This is a genomic window from Streptomyces sp. NPDC020898 (assembly GCF_044333925.1).
Classification (GTDB): Bacteria; Actinomycetota; Actinomycetes; order Streptomycetales; family Streptomycetaceae; genus Streptomyces.
On sequence record NZ_JBIRRV010000004.1, the window covers coordinates 581001 to 597384 of the forward strand.

Consider the following 16384-nt stretch of genomic DNA (forward strand, 5'->3'; position numbering starts at 1 on the left):
TTTGAGGGACACTCAGTCGGTCTTGGACAGCAGATGCGGTGCGTAGGTCCGGACGGCTTCCAGCAGCTCTCGCTTCGACGGGTTCACCATCGGCCGGCCGGCCACGGTCACCGTGGGTACGGTCTCGTTCCCGTTCGCGACCGAGCGGACGAACGCTGCCGCTTCCGGGTCTGTCCAGATGTTCACCTTCGTGTACTGGAGCCGCGTGAAGCGGAGTTGGGTCAGCAGTTTCATGCAGTACGTGCACATGGGCCGCCAGTAGACGACCACGCCGTCAGGTTCCTCAGACACAACTCTCTCCCTTGGCCGCCGCGTTGCTCGATGTCGCCCGGCTCGGGTGACCCACCGGCACCATCGCCACCTCCGGCGGATAGAACTGCCCGTACCACCGCCGCAGCGCCCTGATCCCCTTCTCGTGCGGGAGGAGGACCGGGCGGGGCTGGTGGATCTTGTGGTCCCAGATGCGGACCTCCTCGCGCACCTCGCCCAGGGCCTCCGCGCGGAAGGCGAGTTTGAGTACGGGGGTCAGGAACCGGAGCACCGGCCGGGACGGTTTGCGGATGTAGTAGAGCATCCGGAGTTCGCTCGTGCGGTCGTCGACGGGGGTCGTGAGGGCGACGGCGGTCACCGACAGGACGGGGCCGTGGACGCGGACGACCATGATGCCCGGGCCGTACATGAACGCGTCGAAGGTGTTGTCGATGGCCCAGCGCAGAACGCGCCGGGAGATCCGGCCGCGGGCCTCGGCGAACGGGCCGTCCTGGTGCCAGTCCTGGACGGGGGGTTCGCTCTGGCCGTGGATGAAGTGGAAGTGGGACTCGTCGACGATGTTCTCGCGCATCTCCTGGACGTGGATGCGCGCCCGGCAGCTGTCGTCGATCGGCGCGGCGAAGTCCTTGGACTCCGTTTCGGGGATCTCCGGTACGTCCCATGAGGGGTCGCCCGGACCGGCGTAGACCATGACGAGCCCACTGTGTTCGCGGACCGGGAATCCGCCGAGGGACACCTTGGGGGTGCGGGCGGCGAACGGTGCCTCCACGCACCGGCCGTCCGCTCCGAACCGCCAGCCGTGGAAGGGGCACTCCACCGTGCCGTCGACGACCTTGCCGCCGACGCCCAGATGGGCGCCGTAGTGGGGGCAATGTGCGTCCCGTACGGTCGCCCGGCCGTCGGTTCCGCGGAAGGCGATGAGCGCCCGGCCGAAGTAGTGGAGGCTCACCACCCGGCCCGGACGTAGCTCGGCGCTGCGGAGTACGGCGTACCACCCGTAGGGAACGGCCGGCATGGGGTACTCGTCGGCACGCGGGTCGCGAGGGAGCGACTCGATGACCTTGGCAACATTGGCATGACTCCGCCATGTGTACATAGGGCGATGCTAGGGGCCACGGGTTCCTGATGGGGGCGGAGTTGTCGAGCGGCCGCGACTGGGCGGGGCGGGCGGCGACGGATAAAAGCAAAGGCAAGGAGGTTGCTCACTCCTTGCCACTCTCAACATATAGCTCACCGGGGGGCTTGCGGCAAGGCCCCGGGTGTGCCGCAGAATCTCCAGCCTGAGCCGGAAGCTGCGACACAAATGGGGGTTTTGCGATGATCGACGTGATCGTCGTCGGCGGTGGACCGACCGGGTTGATGCTGGCCTGCGAGCTGCGGCTCGCCGGGGTCCAGGTGGTCGTGCTGGAGAAGTTGGCCGAGGCGACCAGGGAGTCCCGGGGGCAGGGTCTGCACGCACGCAGCGTCGAGGTGATGGATCAGCGCGGGCTGCTGGACCGGTTCCTCGCGGTCAGTGAGAAGTTCCAGGTCGGCGGGCTCTTCGGCGGCATCGTGAAGCCGTGGCCGGACGGGTTGGACACCTCGCATCCGTACGGTGTCGCCACCCCGCAGCCGGTCACCGAGCGGCTGCTCAACGAGCGCGCCCTCGAACTCGGTACCGACATCCGGCGCGGCCGGGAATGCGAGGTGGTCGGGCTGAGCCAGGACAGGGACGAAGACAGGGCGGGTGCGACCGTCGAACTGGCGGATGGCACGCGTCTGCGCTCGCGTTATCTCGTCGGGTGCGACGGGGGGCGTAGTGCCGTGCGCAAGCTGCTCGGTGTCGGGTTTCCCGGGGTGGCCGCCACGGTGGAGACGCTGCTGGGTGAGATGGAGGTGACCGAGGATCCGGCTACGGTCGCCGCCGTTGTCGCGGAGGTCCGCAAGACCCAGCTGCGGTTCGGCGTGGCCCCGCCCGGCGAGGACGGGGTGTGCCGTGTCGTCGTGCCCGCCGACGGGGTGGCCGAGGACCGTGCGACCGCGCCGACCATCGAGGACTTCAGGAAGCAGCTGCGGGCGTTCGCGGGCACCGACTTCGGTGTGCACTCGCCGCGTTGGCTGTCCCGGTTCGGGGACGCCACCCGGCAGGCCGAGCGGTACCGGGCCGGCCGGGTGCTGCTGGCCGGAGACGCGGCGCACATCCACCCGCCGACCGGTGGGCAGGGGCTCAACCTCGGTGTGCAGGACGCGTTCAACCTCGGGTGGAAGCTCGCCGCCGCAGTCAACGGGTGGGCTCCGCAAGGGCTGTTGGACAGTTACCACGCCGAACGGCATCCGGTGGGTGCCCGCGTGCTGGACAACACCCGCGCGGCGATCGCGCTGCTGGGGACCGATCCGGGTGCGACCGCGCTGCGGGAACTGTTCTCGAAGCTGATGGACTTCGAGGAGGTGAACCGGTACGTGACCGGGATGATCACCGCCGTCGACGTTCGCTACGACCTCGGCGAAGGCGACGAGGAGGGGCACGAACTCCTCGGGCGGCGCATGCGGGACGTGGAGTTGAAGCAGGGGCGTCTCTACGAGTTGATGCGTGGCGGGCGCGGGCTGCTCCTCGATCGGACCGGCCGGCTCTCGGTGGAGGGGTGGGCGGACCGGGTCGACCACGTCGTCGACGACGGCGAGCAGGTCGACGTAGGCGGGCAACTGGACGTGCCTGCCGTGCTGTTGAGGCCGGACGGTCATGTGGCGTGGGTCGGTGACGATCAGGAGGAGCTGCTCGGCCGGCTGACGCGGTGGTTCGGTGCTCCCGTCGTTGACTGATCTCCCGTACGTGGAGACCAGCCGCCCCCGTGGTACGCCTCAATGCCCCAGCCCCGCACCCCCGTCCACCGGAATCACCGCCCCGCGCACATACCCCGCCTCCGCCAGGAACGCCACCGCGTCGGCCACCTCCTCGGGGCGGGCGAGGCGGCCGGCCGGGGTGTGGCGGAGGAGGTCGCGGCGCTGGTCGGGGGTGAGGGCGCTGCTCATGTCCGTCTCGGTGAGGCCGGGTGCCACCACGTTGCACGTGATGTCCCGGGGGCCCAGCTCGCGGGTCAGTGAGCGGGCGAAACCCACCAACCCCGCTTTCGCCGCAGCGTAGTTGGTCTGGCCGGCGGAGCCGTGCAGAGCGGCCGTGGAGGAGATCAGGACGATACGTCCGTGGCCCGCGCGGAGCATCCCGCGCACCGCGCGCTGGGTGACGCGGAAGGCGCCGGTGAGGTTGGTGTCGAGGACGGAGGTGAAGTCCGCCTCGGTCATCCGCACCAGCAGACGGTCGTTGGCGGCGCCGGCGTTCGAGATCAGGACGCCGACCGGGCCGTGTGCCTCCTCGGCCTCCTTGAAGGCCTCGTCCACCTGCTGACTGTCCGTCACATCACAGCGCAGGGCCAGGAATCCCTCCGACTCCGGTGGTTTCTCGCTCCGGTAGGTCACCGCGACCCGGTCGCCCGCCGTCGCGAAGCGGCGGGCTATGGCGAGGCCGATCCCCCTGTTCCCGCCGGTGACGAAGACCGAACGGGGCGTCGACTGCGCCATCATGGCTTCCCTCTCCATCTCGCTCTCCATCTCTCTCTCCCATTCCCAGGTCGCGTTCATGGCGGCTTCCTCCTGTCCCTCTACGCGGACTCCACCTGCTCGTCGCGGTCCCGGGCACCCTGAGGCGGTGCGTCGCGTGGTCGTGGCGGCCGTGTTCGCAGGCCCACGACCGACACCGCGAAGCCGACGAGGGCCAGGGCGGCGATCGAGAGGGTGGCGGCGTACATCGCGTCGAGAAAGGCGCGGTCGGCTGTCGCCGCCAGGTCGGGGAGGCGCAGGGAATCGGCCAGCGAGCGGGCCGCCTCGGCGGAGGTGCGGGCCTGTTCCTCGGCCGCCGGGGACAACTCGCTTCCGGCGCCCGGGAGTTCGGCGTCGGACATCCGGGCCCGGTACACCCCGGAGAGGATCGAACCGGCCATCGCCACCCCGAGCGTGCCGCCGACCTGGCGGGTGACGCTGGTGACGGCCGACCCGGCGCCCGCGAGCTGCGGCGGCACCCCGCTCATCATCACGGCCGTGACCGGCGTACCGACCAGGCCCATTCCGAAGCCCTGGACCGCCAGCAGGACGGCGATGAACCAGATCGGCGTCCCGCCGTCCAGCCAGGCGTACGCGATGTAGGTGACCGCCGTGGCCAGGACGCCCGCCGCCACCGTCCAGCGGGCGGTCAGCCGGCGGCTCATCGAGGGCGACGCCTGGCTGCCCAGGACGATGCCGACCGCGGCGGCGATCATCACCGTTCCGGCGTCGCCGGGGGAGAGGCCGCGAGGGCCCTGGAGGTAGAAGGCCGCGTAGAAGAGGTGGCCGGCCAGTGCCATGAACGCGATCAGCAGCACGATGCTGCCCGCCGTGAAGCCGGGCTGCCGGAAGAGGCGTACGTCCAGGCTGGGGGCCGGCGATCTGCGCTGGCCGGCGACGAAGGCGGCGAGCAGGGCGCCGCCGAGGAGGACGGGGAGGAGGACGTGCGGGCCGTACCAGGTGCGGCCGTTGCCGAGTTCGATGATCCCGTAGACCACCCCGCCGAGGCCGGCGACCGACAGGGCCAGCCCCGGCAGGTCCAGTCGGCGGCGCCTCGGGCCCTTCAACTCCGGTACGACGGCTGCCACTCCGACCATGCACAGGGCCACGATCGGCACGTTGACCAGGAACACCGAGCCCCACCAGAAGTTGCTGAGCAGCGCCCCGCCGACCACCGGTCCCACGGCCACGCCGAGGCCGCTGGACGAGCTCCAGATCGCGATCGCCCGGGTGCGTTTCTCCTCCGGGGTGCTCTGCACGATGACCGACAGGGTCGCCGGCATCAGCAGTGCGCTGCCCGCGCCCATCACGGCCCGCGCCACGATCAGCCAGCCGGGGGACGAGACGAAAGCCCCGGCTCCCGACGCCGCACCGAACAGTGCCAGGCCCGCGAGGAGCGTGTTCCGGGGGCCGAAACGGTCGGCCAGCGCGCCGCCCGCGAAGAGGGCGCCGGCGAAGACCAGGGTGTAGGCGCTCGCCACCCACTCCAGTTCGGCGGGGGTCGCGCCCAGACCGTCGGCCGGGTCGGCCAGGGTGGTGACGGCGACGTTGAGGACCGAGGTGTCCAGCCAGATCAGCATCTGGGCACAGACCACGACCACGAGGACGGGCCACGACCGGGAGGCCTTCCCCGTCCCGCCGCTGCCGCCGCCCCTGCCGCTGCCGCCGCTCACTTCGCTCATCAGGCCTCTCCGTTGTCTCTGGCCATGTCTCTGTACGCGCGCAGCGCTCTGTCGACGAGTGCGTCCGCCGCGCCCGTGTAGCGCGCCGGGTCGAGCAGTTCCGCCAGTTGCGGGGTGGTGAAGCGGGACGACAACTCGGGGTGACCGAACAGCACTTCAGCGAGTGGGCGCCCGGTTTCGGACGCCTCGGCCGAGGCCGCCGACAACAGCTTCTTCGCGCTCCCCTTGCCGAGCACCGGAGCGAGCACCACCGCCAGCCGTTCGGTGACGATGGCGCCGCCGGTCAGCTGGAGGTTGGCCAGCATGCGGTCCGGGTGGACGGTCAGTCCCTCCGCCAGTTCCACGGCCGTGTGCGCCGCCCCGCCCGCCAGCCGCAGCGCCTCCCGCAACGGCTGCCACTCGGCGTGCCATGCCCCGGCGGGCCGCTCGTCCTCGGCGAGCAGACACTGCGCCAACACCAGGTCGTACGCGGGTACTTGGCGGGCGGCCGACACGATGAGGGTGGCCAGCGCCGGGTTCCGCTTCTGCGGCATCGCCGACGAGCCCCCGCGTCCCGCCGCCGCGGGCTCGGACACCTCGCCGATCTCCGTGCGGGACAGCGTCTGCACGTCCAGCGCGAACTTCCCCAACGCTCCAGTGACCAGCTGAAGTACCGCGCCCAACTCGGCGATCGGCGTGCGTACCGTGTGCCACGGCAGCGTCGGCTCGGCCAGTCCGAGCGCTTCCGCGAACGGCGCGAGCAGCTCGACTCCACCCTCACCCGCCCTGCTCTCTCCGCCGTCCAGTGCCGCGTACTCGCGGTACGCGGCCAACGTGCCTGCCGCGCCTCCGAGTTGGGCGGGCAGCGCGGACGCGACCGCCCGTACCCGGGTCAGGGCGTCCGTGACGAGCTGGAGCCAGCCCGCCGCTTTCAGGCCGAGGGTGGTCGGTACGGCGTGCTGGGCCAGGGTGCGGCCGGCCAGGACCGTGTGGCGGTGGGCGTCGGCCAGGCCGGCCAGGGCAGAAGCGGTGCGTTCCAGGTCGGCGGCGATCAGGGTGAGCACCCGGCGGGCGATCAGCATGGCCGCCGAGTCGAGGATGTCCTGACTGGTCGAACCCCGGTGTACGTACTCGGCGGCGGCCGGGTCCCTGGCGGCGACGACCTCGGTGAGGGCGGGCACGAGGGCGACCACCGGGTTGGCCGCCGCCCGGGCCGCGTGGGCCAGGGCGACCAGGTCGAGGCGGTCCGCGCGGGCCTCCGCGACGATCGCCTCCACCGCGGGAGCAGGTGTCAGCCCTACCGCGAACTGAGCTCGGGCCAGGGCCACTTCGACGTCCAGCATGGCCTGGAGCCACGCCTCGTCGGTCACCTCGGCCGCCGCGGGCGTACCCGCCCAGGTGGGCGCGAGCAGCCCCGCGTCGGTGCCTACGGACACGGGCGTCGTCCTCCCGTTCACGTTCATCGACTCCCTGCGGCTGTAGCAGTGGCAGTGGCAGTGACTGTGGGTGTGGGTGTAGGTGCTGGTGCCTGACGTGATGTCACATCACTTACTGGCGAGGGTTGTTCGGGCTCGTCCGGCATCCCCAGCACCGCCCGCGCTATCGCGTCCGAGTCCTCCAGCGTCACCGAGCCCACGCCCGGGCGGATGCCGACCGCCGTCACCCAGCGCACCCCCTCCGTCGGCACCCCGAAGGCGAACCGGCGTGGGTGTGGTCGGCCGGACGCGTCCAGCAGGTGGGGCGCACCGGCTGTCACCGCCAGCCCGCCCGTCTCGTGGCCGCCCGGCCGGTACGGACCACACCGTCCCTCGGCCAGCAGCCCTCGTACCAGCGGATTGGCGCTGCGCCGCAGGTCGATGTCGGGCAGCCGGGCCTCGACGAGCGCCCTCACCAGCACCGGCGGCTCGGACACCCCCTGGGCGTCCACGAGGAAACCGGCCTCGCCAAAGCCCTCCGGACGCACACCGCCCTCGCGCTCCGTCGGCCGTACCCGCATCCCCGGGCCGACCACGTGCAGTACCTCGGCCTCGATCAGCGCGATCAGCTGCTCGATCCGGAAGGCGGGCGGGCCGATCGACGTGAAGGCGTTCAACGGCGTGTACCAGCCGTCCAGTTCGGCCCGGTACGACTCACCGGAGACGCCGCCGTGGTCGACCACCAGCCGGACCTCGTTCCTCAGGTCCCGCAACGCGTCCAGCGCGGCCTTCAGCGGTCCGTTCACATTGCCGAGCCGGGCGGCGGTGACGTCCTGTCGCAGGTACGCCAGCAGCCAGTGCCGGAAATCGGCGCGGTCCGTGAACTTCCTGTCCCCGTAAGGCTGTTCAATGCGCCGCCAGTCCCAGCGCTCGTCCGGCGGCACCTCGTACCGGTCGAGGAGGGTGGTCTCCAAGTGGCGGCCCGCGAAGCACGACCGTACGAACTCCGCTGCTGCCCAAGGGCCTTGGGCGGCCCTGATCCACGCCTCGTAGTAGACGGTCCGGATCTCGCGGTCGATCAGCGGCCAGAGGTCGGTACGGAAGGCGACGGGGCGTCGTCGCAGTCCGGCGATGACCTCCGGGGTCAGGAAGCGGGGGTGGTGGCGGCCGAGCGCGCCCTTCTCGTTCTCGCCGCGCGCGTGGTACGGCACTCCGCGCCGTGAACCGGCGTACAGCAGCGGCTCGTTGCCGCTCGGGATGTACACGAGCCCGCCGCCCTTGGAACCAGGCTTGCCGCCTCGCTTGAACGTGCCGCCGCGGCCCTCGGTGAGCAGGGCCAGCTGGTCGAAGAAGTTGAGGCCCAGGCCGCGGAGGGCGACCGGCGTGCCAGGCCGGAGGCCGCTCAGGTCGGCGTCGGCCGGGTTGGCGGGACCCACGTAGGCCAGGCCGGCGTGCCCGGCGGTGAAGGCGCGCAGCTCACGTTCCGCCGGGTCCGGGGTCGACTCGCCGTGGCCGAGGGCCAGGACGACCGCGTCCAGGCCGGCGAGGCGGTCGCCGTCGGCCAGGGTCACCGTCTGGTGGCCGTCCGGGGTGTCGGTCAGGGCGGTCGCGGTCGAGCGGTGGGTGTGGACCGTGACCTGGGGTGGCGCGGTGTGGACGAGGTGGCGGAAGACCCACGCCAGGTAGTGGCCGTGGAAGGCCCGGGTCGGGTAGGTGTCCGGGCCGAGGTGCCGGGCCTGTGCCAGGACGTGGTCCGGGTACGCGCCGGGGTCCAGGGTGCGCGCCCACTCGTACAGGCTCGGGCCCGGTACCGGCGGGCCCGCGCAGGGCACGCTGTCGTCGGTGAACAGGGTCACCTGGGAGGCGACCGTGTTCATCAGTAACTCGGGCGGCTGGTCGGTGCGCCACACCGCGCCCGGGCCCGGCGGGTACGGGTCGACGACGTGGACCACGACCGGGCGGGCGGTCCCGCGCGCGTTGGCGCAGATCCGCTCCAGGACGGAGAGCCCGCGTGGACCGGCGCCGATCACACAGACGGCGAGGGCGTCATGAGCGGCGCCGGGTCCGGTCACTCCTCGCCCAGCCCGTGGCGCCAGCTCGGCCGCAGCGGCTTCCAGCCAAGTTCGGTACCCGCACGGGCATTTGACGCGCCGGCGGCCGTCGTGAGCTGGTGGGCCATGAACCAGCCGAGCAGCCGGGGCGCCATCGCCGCCGGGATCGTGCGCGGGGGCGGGGCGCCCAGCGCGTCGGCGAAGTGGGGCAACCAGTCGGCGGCCGGGGCCGGTTCGTCGTCCGTGATGTGGAAGGCGCCGATGGCCTCCGACTCCACGGCCGCCACGGCGGCGCCCACGGCGTCCTCCACATGCAGGAACGAGGTGATCCCGGCCCCTCCCTCGGGCAGCGGGAACTTCCCGCCGAGCACACGTTGTGCCGTCCCGCCGGTACGGGCGTACGCGGTGCCGGGGCCGTACAGCGTGCCGTACCGCAGCACCAGCCCGCTCAACTCCGGGGAGGCGGACAGCACTTGTGATTCCAGCTCGGCGACGGCCCGTACGGTGGACGCCCAGCCCGGGTCCGGGGCGTCCACGTACAGCGGCGCGTCCTCGTCGAGGACCGGGTCCCCGGTCGGCGCGGCGGCGAAGGCGATGGACTGGGCGACCAGCCGTCGCGCACCGGCCGCGCGGGCCGCCGCGACCAGGTTGGCGGTGCCCTCGGTGCGCAGCCGGGCGGTCAGCGCGAAGGCCCCCGGCGGGTCGTCGCGCAGCAGCCGCAGCGCCGACATCTGGTGGACGACCACTTCAGGCCGTACGTCCGACACGGCGGCCGACAGCGCCTCGTGGTCGAGGGCGTCGGCGACCACGACGGCGTCCGCCTCGGGGGCACGGGCCCGGGACTCCTCCCGTACCAGCGCGCTCACTTGGTGACCTCGCGCCCGCAGCGCGCCCACCAGCGGATGTCCGACCACTCCGGTGGCCCCGGCGACCAGCACTCGCACGGTTCAGTTCTCCTCGGTTGTGGTGGAGACAGGGGTGGTGGAAACAGGGGAAACGGGGGTGGCTACGCGCATCAGCAGCCGGCAGGCCTTGTCGCCGTCGCGCAGACAGGCCTCGGCGCGGTTCTCCGTGAGGGTCACGCCCAGGCCCTCGGACCAGCCCGCGTGGATGTCGGTGCACGGGCAGCGGTAGCCGTCCAGTGAACCCGCCATCCGCACCATGGTGACGGCGAAGCTCCGGCGCAGGGTGAGGACGATCAGACCGTCGTCCTCGCCTACGTCCTCAACTTCCGTGGAGGCGTTGCGCAGTTCGGGCGGGAACATGCGGTCGCCGCACTCGTCGTACCGGCGGCGCAGTTCCTCCAGGTCCTTGCGGGTGTCGCCGGTGTCGGGGAGCGGTCCAGAGAGGCGGCCGACGCGCTGTCCGACGTGTGTCGCGACCTTGCGCAGCGCCTCGGCGTTGAGCTCGTTCGCGGCCTCCTGCCCGAACCGGCTCGCCACCCCCTGGTACCAGTTCGCGTCGTGCTGCCACCACAGCCGGTACGCCTCGCTCGCCCGGGCACGGTGGTTGACGTCCTCGGTGCCCGTGCTCATCGTTGTTGCTCCTTGACGACGGCGGCGAAACGGTCGCGCATCACTCGCTTGAGGACCTTGCCGGTGGCGCCCTTGGCGACGTCGTCGGGCTTCATACGCAGGGCGCGGGTCACCGGGGGGAACGCGCATGCTGTGAGGGCCGCGTTGACCCGGTCGGTCAACTCCTCGTCGCTGCCGCCCTGTTCGTCGGCGAGCTGGAGCAGCGCGTATGCCTCCGCCGTTCCGTCGCCGTCCCAGTCGGCGCGTACGCCGTCGGGGGCGACGCCGACCACCGTGCAGTCGGTGAGTTCGGGCAGCTCGCGCAGGAGGAGTTCCTCGGTGCGGGTGCTGAAGACGACGCCGGCGGGGGTGCGGATGGCGTCCGGGGCGCGGTCGAGGTGGTAGAAGTTGCCGTCCTCGTCTTGGTGGGCGAGGTCGCCGGTGAGCCAGTAGCCGCCGAGTCGCATCCGGTTCCAGGTCAGCGAGTCGTTCCAGTAACCGGGCGTCAGGGTGGGGGACTTGAGGCCCAGGCGGCCGATCTCGCCGGGCGGCAGCGGGGTGCCGTCCTCGGCGAGCACGGCGGCCTCGGCGAAGCTGATGGGCCTGCCGACGCAGCGCGAGTAGGCGGCGGTGTCCTTGGTGTGCCGGTTGTGGAAGACCGAGTAACCGGCCTCCGAGGAGCCGAGCCCGTCGACGAAGACGGAGCCGTCGAGGCGTACGCGGCTCAGGTCCTTGCCGGTCCTGCTGATCGTCTGGTGGCTGCCGTGCTGCACAAGGGCCCGGATGTGCGCCTCGTGCGCCGCGTCCCCGGTGTTGAACCACACCTGCACGCTCGACAGATCACGGGCATCCAGATCCTCGGCGGCCATCTCGCCGAACGTTCCGGCGAAGGCCAGAACGGTGGTGGGCCTGAACTCCTCGATGGCGTCGAGTACTTGGGGGCCGCCCTGGCTGGAGAGGAGCTTGATGTCGGTGCGCAGGAGGAGGCAGTACAGCAGTGTCGCCACCATCGCGTTGTGCGCGCCGGGCAGGCCGACCAGGGTGCGTTCCATGTCGGTGCCGGTGGAGTAGCGCAGCCGGTGCAGCTGCGCGTACATCAGCGTTCGGTGGGTGTGCGGAACTCCCTTGGGCATACCGGTGGTTCCGGACGAGTGCGAGATGAGTACCGGGTCGGTGGGGTCGTGCCGGTACGGGTAGGCGGGCGGGAGGGACGCGCGGTGTTCGGGGCGGATGTCGGCTGCCGTCACGCAGAATCCGAGGCCCGAGTCCGTTCCGGGTGCCGACAGCACGGCTCGGTGCTCCCGGTCCGTGAAGGCACCTACGGCGCCCTGCCGGCGTATGTACTCCCGGGCGATGCCGGGCGGCAGGTTGCCGTTGACGAACGACGGGATCGCGCCGAGGGAGGTCAGCGCCAGGAAGTTCACCGCGAACTCGGCGCTGGAGGAGGAGTGGAGGGCGACGGGGTCGCGGGGGCGCACCCCTTGGGCGGTGTACCAGCCGGCGTAGGTCTCGACGATCTCGCACAGCTGCCCGAGGGTCAGCGCGTCGGGGCAACTGCCGTCCGGTGACTGCCAGTTGCCGTCCGTGCGCAGGACGACTTCGTCGAGTGGACGGCCGTACGCCGTCAGACGCGCCAGGACGTTGCCGGCGCCCAGGTCGGTGTCGGAGCAGATCCGTGCCCGCTCCTGCCTACTGATGAGCATGGGGGTGGGTCTCCGTCTCGTTCCCTGCTTCGGCTTCGGTATGGCCTTCGGTAGGGGCATCGGTAGGGGAGCTGAGGATGAACGCGGGTGCTTCCGGGCCGGTCGCCAGGACGTGGGTGCCGCCGTCGCGCAGGAGCCGGCGGTGGGCTTCGTCCAGCTCGAACAGGCCCTGGATGCTGCCTGGTCGGCGGGCCGGTCCGGTGTCGTACGTCGTCTCCGCCGACCGGACCGACACCGGTGCTCCGGCGTCACCGGGACGGCCGAGCAGCACCGCCGCCGCCAGACCGGCGGAGCTGGGGAGGGGAGTGGTGGTGGGTCGTCCGCTGCCGGTGGCCAGTTCACGGTGTACGGCGGCCACGCGTTCGCCGCCGCCCAGTTCCACGCCCAGCACCAGGACGCGGTCCAGCTCCGGGTCCTCCAGCAACAGGTCGGCCATGGCCAGCAGTTCGGTCAGCGGGTCGTCGAGCGTGGAGAGGCTGAACATCTGGCCGGTGATCCCGAACTCACGACTCGTGTAGCCCAGAACGGAGTTGGCGGTGGCCTGCATGAACAGCAGCGGGTTGTGGACCCTCCCCGAGAGCATGCGCCGGCTGGCCAGATCCGCGGTGCTGGTGTCACCGGTCAGACTGGCCAGCGCCACGGCGGTACGGGCGCCGTCCCCGGGGTGTTCGGTCAGGATGCGTCTGCTGACCTCGTACGCCAGCGGGCTGAACGCCGACTCCACGAAGCCCGGCAGCTTCGGCAGCGTGATGTCGTCGTCCGCACCGGTGCCGTGGGTCGCGGTGGTGGTGGCGAGGATGCCGAGGGGTGAGCGCAGGAGCATCTTGTCGGGGAGCGTCTTGTCGGTCGTGGTCACGGCCGCTCCAGGAGGAGTGCGGTGTTGGCGCCCCCGAAGGCGGCGTTGATGGTGAGGGCCCGGCGCGGGTCGGCGGGGCGCGGCTCGTTCGGTACGTAGTCGAGGTCGCACTCCGGGTCGGGGCTGCCGTATCCGGCGGTCGGCGGGAGTACGCCGTCCAGCAGGGCCAGCATCGTGATCACGAACTCCACGACGCCCGCGGCCTCCAGAAGGTGGCCGGTGGTGCCCTTCGTCGAGCTGACCGGTATCGACTCGGCTCGTTCCGGGAACGCGGCGCGCAGACCGCGGGTCTCGGCGCCGTCGTTGTACTTGGTGCCGGTGCCGTGGGCGTTCACATAGCCGAGGGACCGCCCTTCCGGGTCGCCGGCCAGCCGCATCGCCTGCCGGGCGGCGCGCGCCAGTCCGACGCCCTCCGGGTGCGGCTGGGCGATGTGGTGGGCGTCGGTCGCGGCGCCCCATCCGACGACGGACGCGAGCGGGCGGGCACCGCGGCGCCGGGCGTGCTCGGTCGACTCCAGTACGACGGCCGCGACCCCGTCGCCCAGCAGCAGCCCGCTGCGGTCGGCGCTGAACGGCCGCACCATGCCGTCGCGGGACAGCGCCCGCCCCGAGTCGAACTTGCCGAAGGTCTCCTCCTCCACGAGGTATCCGCCCGCGCAGACGGCCGTGTCGATCCGGCCGGACGAGATCAGCCGGCAGGCGTGGATGATCGCGGCGGCGGACGCGACGCAGGCGTTGGTGAAGGTGAGCCGGGGGCCGGTCAGCCCCAGGCCCCCGGCCAGCAGCTCGGCGAGGTGCGCGGGCACGGCGTCGGTGAGGCGCGTCGTGGTCTGGCCCGCGTCCGCACCGGGCTGCTGCTCCGGTGCGGACGCGGTGTTCGAAGCGGTTTCCCCGGGGGTGCTTGGCCGTGGCTCGGCGCCCTCGGTCCGGCCCCGCCAGTACCGCGTGACGCTGGTGTGGTCACCGGCGATCCCGAGCAGGACCGCCGCCTCCGCACCCGGGGCGAGCCCGGCCATGTCGAGGGCATCCGCGCCGCACCGGGCGAGTGCGTGCCGCAGGGCCCAGTCCTCGACCGCGTCGGGGCCGTCGGGGGCGGCTGCCGCCATGGGCGTCCGGTACGGGCCCGTGTCGAACCTCGTCGTCGGCCGGAACGCGGGCACCCCCGCGAAGACCCCGCGCCGCAGGGCCTCGGCGCCCGTGCCGAACGCGGTCCGTACGCCGAAGCCGGTCACCGTCACTCCATGCGCTCCATGGGTCATCCCGGCCACCCCCCTTCCGTCCCCTCGGCGCTGCCGGTCTGGGCGGCCCGCAGGTATCCGGTGAGCCGGCGCAGCGAGGTCAGACCGGCGATGTCCTCGTCGGTGGGCTCGACGACCAGGCCGTACCGCTCCTCCACCACATGCAGCAGCCACACCAACCCGAGGGAGTCCAGGACCAGTTCGGCGTTCTCGTCGAGGTCGTCGGGCAGCCCGGGGAAGACCTTGCGGTCCGACAGCAGCTCCCGTACGGAGTCGGCGGTGATGTCGTCGGAGGTGATGCCGGTGGCTCCCGTGCCCGTACTCATGCCTTCGCCCCGCGCCGGACGACCTCGGCGACGAGGCCGCCGAGGGTCAGGGTGGCGAGGGGCTCGATGTCGGTGTCCGGGATCTCGACGCCGAACCGGGTCTCCAGCCGCATCGTGAGTTCGATCAGGCTCAGTGAGTCGACATCCAGCCCGCCGACGGTCACCGGGCTGTCGTCCGTGATGCCGGCGCGGCTCGTCAGGATGTTCATCTCGTCGATGACCGCGGTCAGGACGAACTCGCGGATCTCGTCTTCCAGGGTCGACGTGCTGCTCATGATCAACATCTCCATAGGAAAATTAAGGTGTGGGGAAAGTTGTGCGGGATGCGGGATGCGGGATGCGGGACTACGCCTCGCCCGCCGTGGCCGCCTGAAGGGTGGCCGCCTGGCGGACCAGCTTCCCGTTGGACGTACGCGGCAGGGAGTCCAGCAGCCGGATCACCCGGGGCACCTTGTAGTCGGCCAGGCGCTCCCGGCACCAGCGCGACAGGTCCTCCGGGGAAGGGCGTTCGGCGTCGGCGGCCACCGCGACGTACGCCTCGGTGACGTCCTCGTGGACCAGGACCGCCTGCTCGACGGCCGGGTGCTCGCGGAGCACGTTCTCCACCTCGGTGAGGTCCACCTTGAGGCCGCCGATCACGACGAGGGAGTCCGCGCGCCCCCGGACCACGACCGCGCCCGTGGCGTCCACCGTGGCCCGGTCGCGGGTGTGCAGCCAGCCGTCCGCGTACTGGCTGCCGCCCGAGTCGAAGAGGTACGGCGACTCGTCGAGGGCGACGTCGAGTTCGCCCCGCAGCTCACGGACCGTGACACCCGGCGCCGCCCGGCCGACCGAGGGCCGCAGGGTGCCGCCGACGTCGATGGCGACGATGCCGGTCTCCGTCGTCCCGTACGCCTCGCCGACCTCGACGCCGTACTGCTGCGCGAACCGGGCCGCGACCTGCGGGGGCATGATCTCGCCGCCGGACACCGCGATCCGCAGGTCGGGCAGCGCGGGGGGATCGATGGCGGCGGCGAGCAGTTCGTAGTGCGTCGGGACGCCGAACACGGCGGTGATCCGGTGTTCCAGCGCGGCCCGCAGGATGTCGCGGGCGAAGACGCGGGGCGCGAAGACGACGGAGACACCGGCGGCGAGGGAGTACAGGAGGCCGCCGATCAGGCCGAAGCTGTGCGCCGTCGAGCTGAGCAGCAGCAGCCGGTCGCCCTCGACCGGCATACCGGGAACAGCGGCGAACCCGTCGACCTCGGCGGCGAGCGACCGGGCGGTCCGGCCGATCACTTTCGGCCGTCCGGTGGAGCCCGAGCTGAACTGGACGAGGCGGTGTCCGGTGGTGGCCGGCAGGCCGGTTCTGCGGCGCTCGGTGACGACCTCGTACTCGGACCGGAAACCGAACGTGGCCCGGACGTTGGAACCGGCGCTGACCATGAACTGCGGCCGGCAGGACGTGCAGAGCGTCGCCACCTCGGGCGGTTTGAGCCGGAAGTCGAAGAGCAGCACCTGGGCGCCGAGCCGCCACAGGGCGAGCAGCACCTCGATCTGGGTGAAACTGGGCGGCGTCCGCAGCCCCACGGTGCTGCCGGGGCCGATGCCGTACTCGGCGAAGACGGCGGCCTGATTCGTCACCCGGTCCCTCAACTCGCCCCGGGTGACGGTCTCCTGCTGGTGTGTCAGATACGGGAGGCTGTCGTCGCGGGCGTCGAACAGCGCCCGGACCAGGGAGCCCATTCCGTCGTCCTCGTCCGTGTCCGGGACGAGGTCGGTGACGAGTTGGCCCATG

At 71.8% G+C, this 16384-nt stretch carries 15 protein-coding genes; 1 reads left to right on the forward strand and 14 read right to left on the reverse strand.

The features are described 5' to 3' along the window. Positions 1-12 precede the first annotated feature (12 nt). Both ACH4TV_RS17030 and ACH4TV_RS17035 read right to left on the reverse strand, forming a co-directional pair. Positions 13-291, reverse strand: coding sequence for a glutaredoxin domain-containing protein (locus ACH4TV_RS17030; protein ID WP_398398696.1), 279 nt, complete (start codon positions 289-291; stop codon positions 13-15). Then, complete coding sequence (locus ACH4TV_RS17035) at positions 284-1366, reverse strand: Rieske 2Fe-2S domain-containing protein (protein ID WP_398398698.1); 1083 nt, start codon at positions 1364-1366, stop codon at positions 284-286. Before ACH4TV_RS17035 ends, ACH4TV_RS17030 begins: the two co-directional genes overlap by 8 nt. 221 nt (positions 1367-1587) lie before the next feature. Here ACH4TV_RS17035 and rox point away from each other — a divergent pair, with 221 nt between their 5' ends. Next, complete coding sequence (gene rox, locus ACH4TV_RS17040) at positions 1588-3069, forward strand: rifampin monooxygenase (RefSeq protein WP_398398700.1); 1482 nt, start codon at positions 1588-1590, stop codon at positions 3067-3069. 39 nt (positions 3070-3108) lie between these two features. Here the strand turns inward: rox and fabG are convergent, their stop codons facing one another. From fabG to ACH4TV_RS17100, 12 genes are all read right to left on the reverse strand, one after another. After that, a complete protein-coding gene (gene fabG / locus ACH4TV_RS17045; RefSeq protein WP_398398851.1) occupies positions 3109-3825 on the reverse strand; it encodes a 3-oxoacyl-ACP reductase FabG in 717 nt (238 codons plus the stop codon). An 80-nt stretch (positions 3826-3905) separates the two neighbouring features. Beyond that, a complete protein-coding gene (locus tag ACH4TV_RS17050) occupies positions 3906-5525 on the reverse strand; it encodes an MFS transporter (RefSeq protein ID WP_398398702.1) in 1620 nt (539 codons plus the stop codon). After that, positions 5525-6967: an adenylosuccinate lyase family protein gene (locus tag ACH4TV_RS17055; protein ID WP_398398704.1), complete on the reverse strand. Its 1443-nt coding sequence runs from the start codon at positions 6965-6967 to the stop codon at positions 5525-5527. The genes ACH4TV_RS17050 and ACH4TV_RS17055 overlap by 1 nt, the downstream gene beginning before the upstream one ends. Then, positions 6964-8991 (reverse strand): FAD/NAD(P)-binding protein, encoded by a 2028-nt coding sequence (locus tag ACH4TV_RS17060; protein WP_398398706.1) that lies wholly within the window; start codon positions 8989-8991, stop codon positions 6964-6966. Before ACH4TV_RS17060 ends, ACH4TV_RS17055 begins: the two co-directional genes overlap by 4 nt. Next, positions 8988-9914 (reverse strand): NAD-dependent epimerase/dehydratase family protein, encoded by a 927-nt coding sequence (locus ACH4TV_RS17065; RefSeq protein ID WP_398398708.1) that lies wholly within the window; start codon positions 9912-9914, stop codon positions 8988-8990. Before ACH4TV_RS17065 ends, ACH4TV_RS17060 begins: the two co-directional genes overlap by 4 nt. Positions 9915-9917: 3 nt before the next feature. After that, entirely contained in the window at positions 9918-10505 is a 588-nt protein-coding gene (locus tag ACH4TV_RS17070; protein WP_398398710.1) for a hypothetical protein, read from the reverse strand. Continuing rightward, positions 10502-12187, reverse strand: coding sequence for a class I adenylate-forming enzyme family protein (locus ACH4TV_RS17075; RefSeq protein WP_398398712.1), 1686 nt, complete (start codon positions 12185-12187; stop codon positions 10502-10504). The genes ACH4TV_RS17070 and ACH4TV_RS17075 overlap by 4 nt, the downstream gene beginning before the upstream one ends. Further along, positions 12174-13043 carry a hypothetical protein gene (locus ACH4TV_RS17080; RefSeq protein ID WP_398398715.1) on the reverse strand — a complete coding sequence of 290 codons (870 nt, stop codon included), beginning with the start codon at positions 13041-13043 and terminating at the stop codon, positions 12174-12176. The genes ACH4TV_RS17075 and ACH4TV_RS17080 overlap by 14 nt, the downstream gene beginning before the upstream one ends. Then, positions 13040-14302, reverse strand: coding sequence for a beta-ketoacyl-[acyl-carrier-protein] synthase family protein (locus ACH4TV_RS17085; protein WP_398398717.1), 1263 nt, complete (start codon positions 14300-14302; stop codon positions 13040-13042). Before ACH4TV_RS17085 ends, ACH4TV_RS17080 begins: the two co-directional genes overlap by 4 nt. After that, on the reverse strand, positions 14299-14607 hold the full coding sequence (locus tag ACH4TV_RS17090; RefSeq protein WP_398398719.1) for an acyl carrier protein: 309 nt from the start codon (positions 14605-14607) through the stop codon (positions 14299-14301). The genes ACH4TV_RS17085 and ACH4TV_RS17090 overlap by 4 nt, the downstream gene beginning before the upstream one ends. Continuing rightward, a complete protein-coding gene (locus ACH4TV_RS17095; protein WP_398398721.1) occupies positions 14604-14897 on the reverse strand; it encodes an acyl carrier protein in 294 nt (97 codons plus the stop codon). The genes ACH4TV_RS17090 and ACH4TV_RS17095 overlap by 4 nt, the downstream gene beginning before the upstream one ends. Positions 14898-14952: 55 nt before the next feature. Next, the gene (locus ACH4TV_RS17100) at positions 14953-16383 is read right to left on the reverse strand and encodes a class I adenylate-forming enzyme family protein (RefSeq protein ID WP_398398723.1); all 1431 of its coding nucleotides are present in this window, start codon (positions 16381-16383) and stop codon (positions 14953-14955) included. Position 16384 lies beyond the last annotated feature (1 nt).

Bases quoted from the DNA above. Each gene is read 5' to 3' on its own strand.
- ACH4TV_RS17035 (WP_398398698.1), bottom strand. From the start codon at position 1,366: ATGTACACATGGCGGAGTCATGCCAATGTTGCCAAGGTCATCGAGTCG.
- rox (WP_398398700.1), top strand. From the start codon at position 1,588: ATGATCGACGTGATCGTCGTCGGCGGTGGACCGACCGGGTTGATGCTG.
- fabG (WP_398398851.1), bottom strand. From the start codon at position 3,825: ATGGCGCAGTCGACGCCCCGTTCGGTCTTCGTCACCGGCGGGAACAGG.
- ACH4TV_RS17050 (WP_398398702.1), bottom strand. From the start codon at position 5,525: ATGAGCGAAGTGAGCGGCGGCAGCGGCAGGGGCGGCGGCAGCGGCGGG.
- ACH4TV_RS17055 (WP_398398704.1), bottom strand. From the start codon at position 6,967: ATGAACGTGAACGGGAGGACGACGCCCGTGTCCGTAGGCACCGACGCG.
- ACH4TV_RS17070 (WP_398398710.1), bottom strand. From the start codon at position 10,505: ATGAGCACGGGCACCGAGGACGTCAACCACCGTGCCCGGGCGAGCGAG.
- ACH4TV_RS17075 (WP_398398712.1), bottom strand. From the start codon at position 12,187: ATGCTCATCAGTAGGCAGGAGCGGGCACGGATCTGCTCCGACACCGAC.
- ACH4TV_RS17085 (WP_398398717.1), bottom strand. From the start codon at position 14,302: ATGACCCATGGAGCGCATGGAGTGACGGTGACCGGCTTCGGCGTACGG.
- ACH4TV_RS17090 (WP_398398719.1), bottom strand. From the start codon at position 14,607: ATGAGTACGGGCACGGGAGCCACCGGCATCACCTCCGACGACATCACC.
- ACH4TV_RS17095 (WP_398398721.1), bottom strand. From the start codon at position 14,897: ATGGAGATGTTGATCATGAGCAGCACGTCGACCCTGGAAGACGAGATC.
- ACH4TV_RS17100 (WP_398398723.1), bottom strand. From the start codon at position 16,383: ATGGGCCAACTCGTCACCGACCTCGTCCCGGACACGGACGAGGACGAC.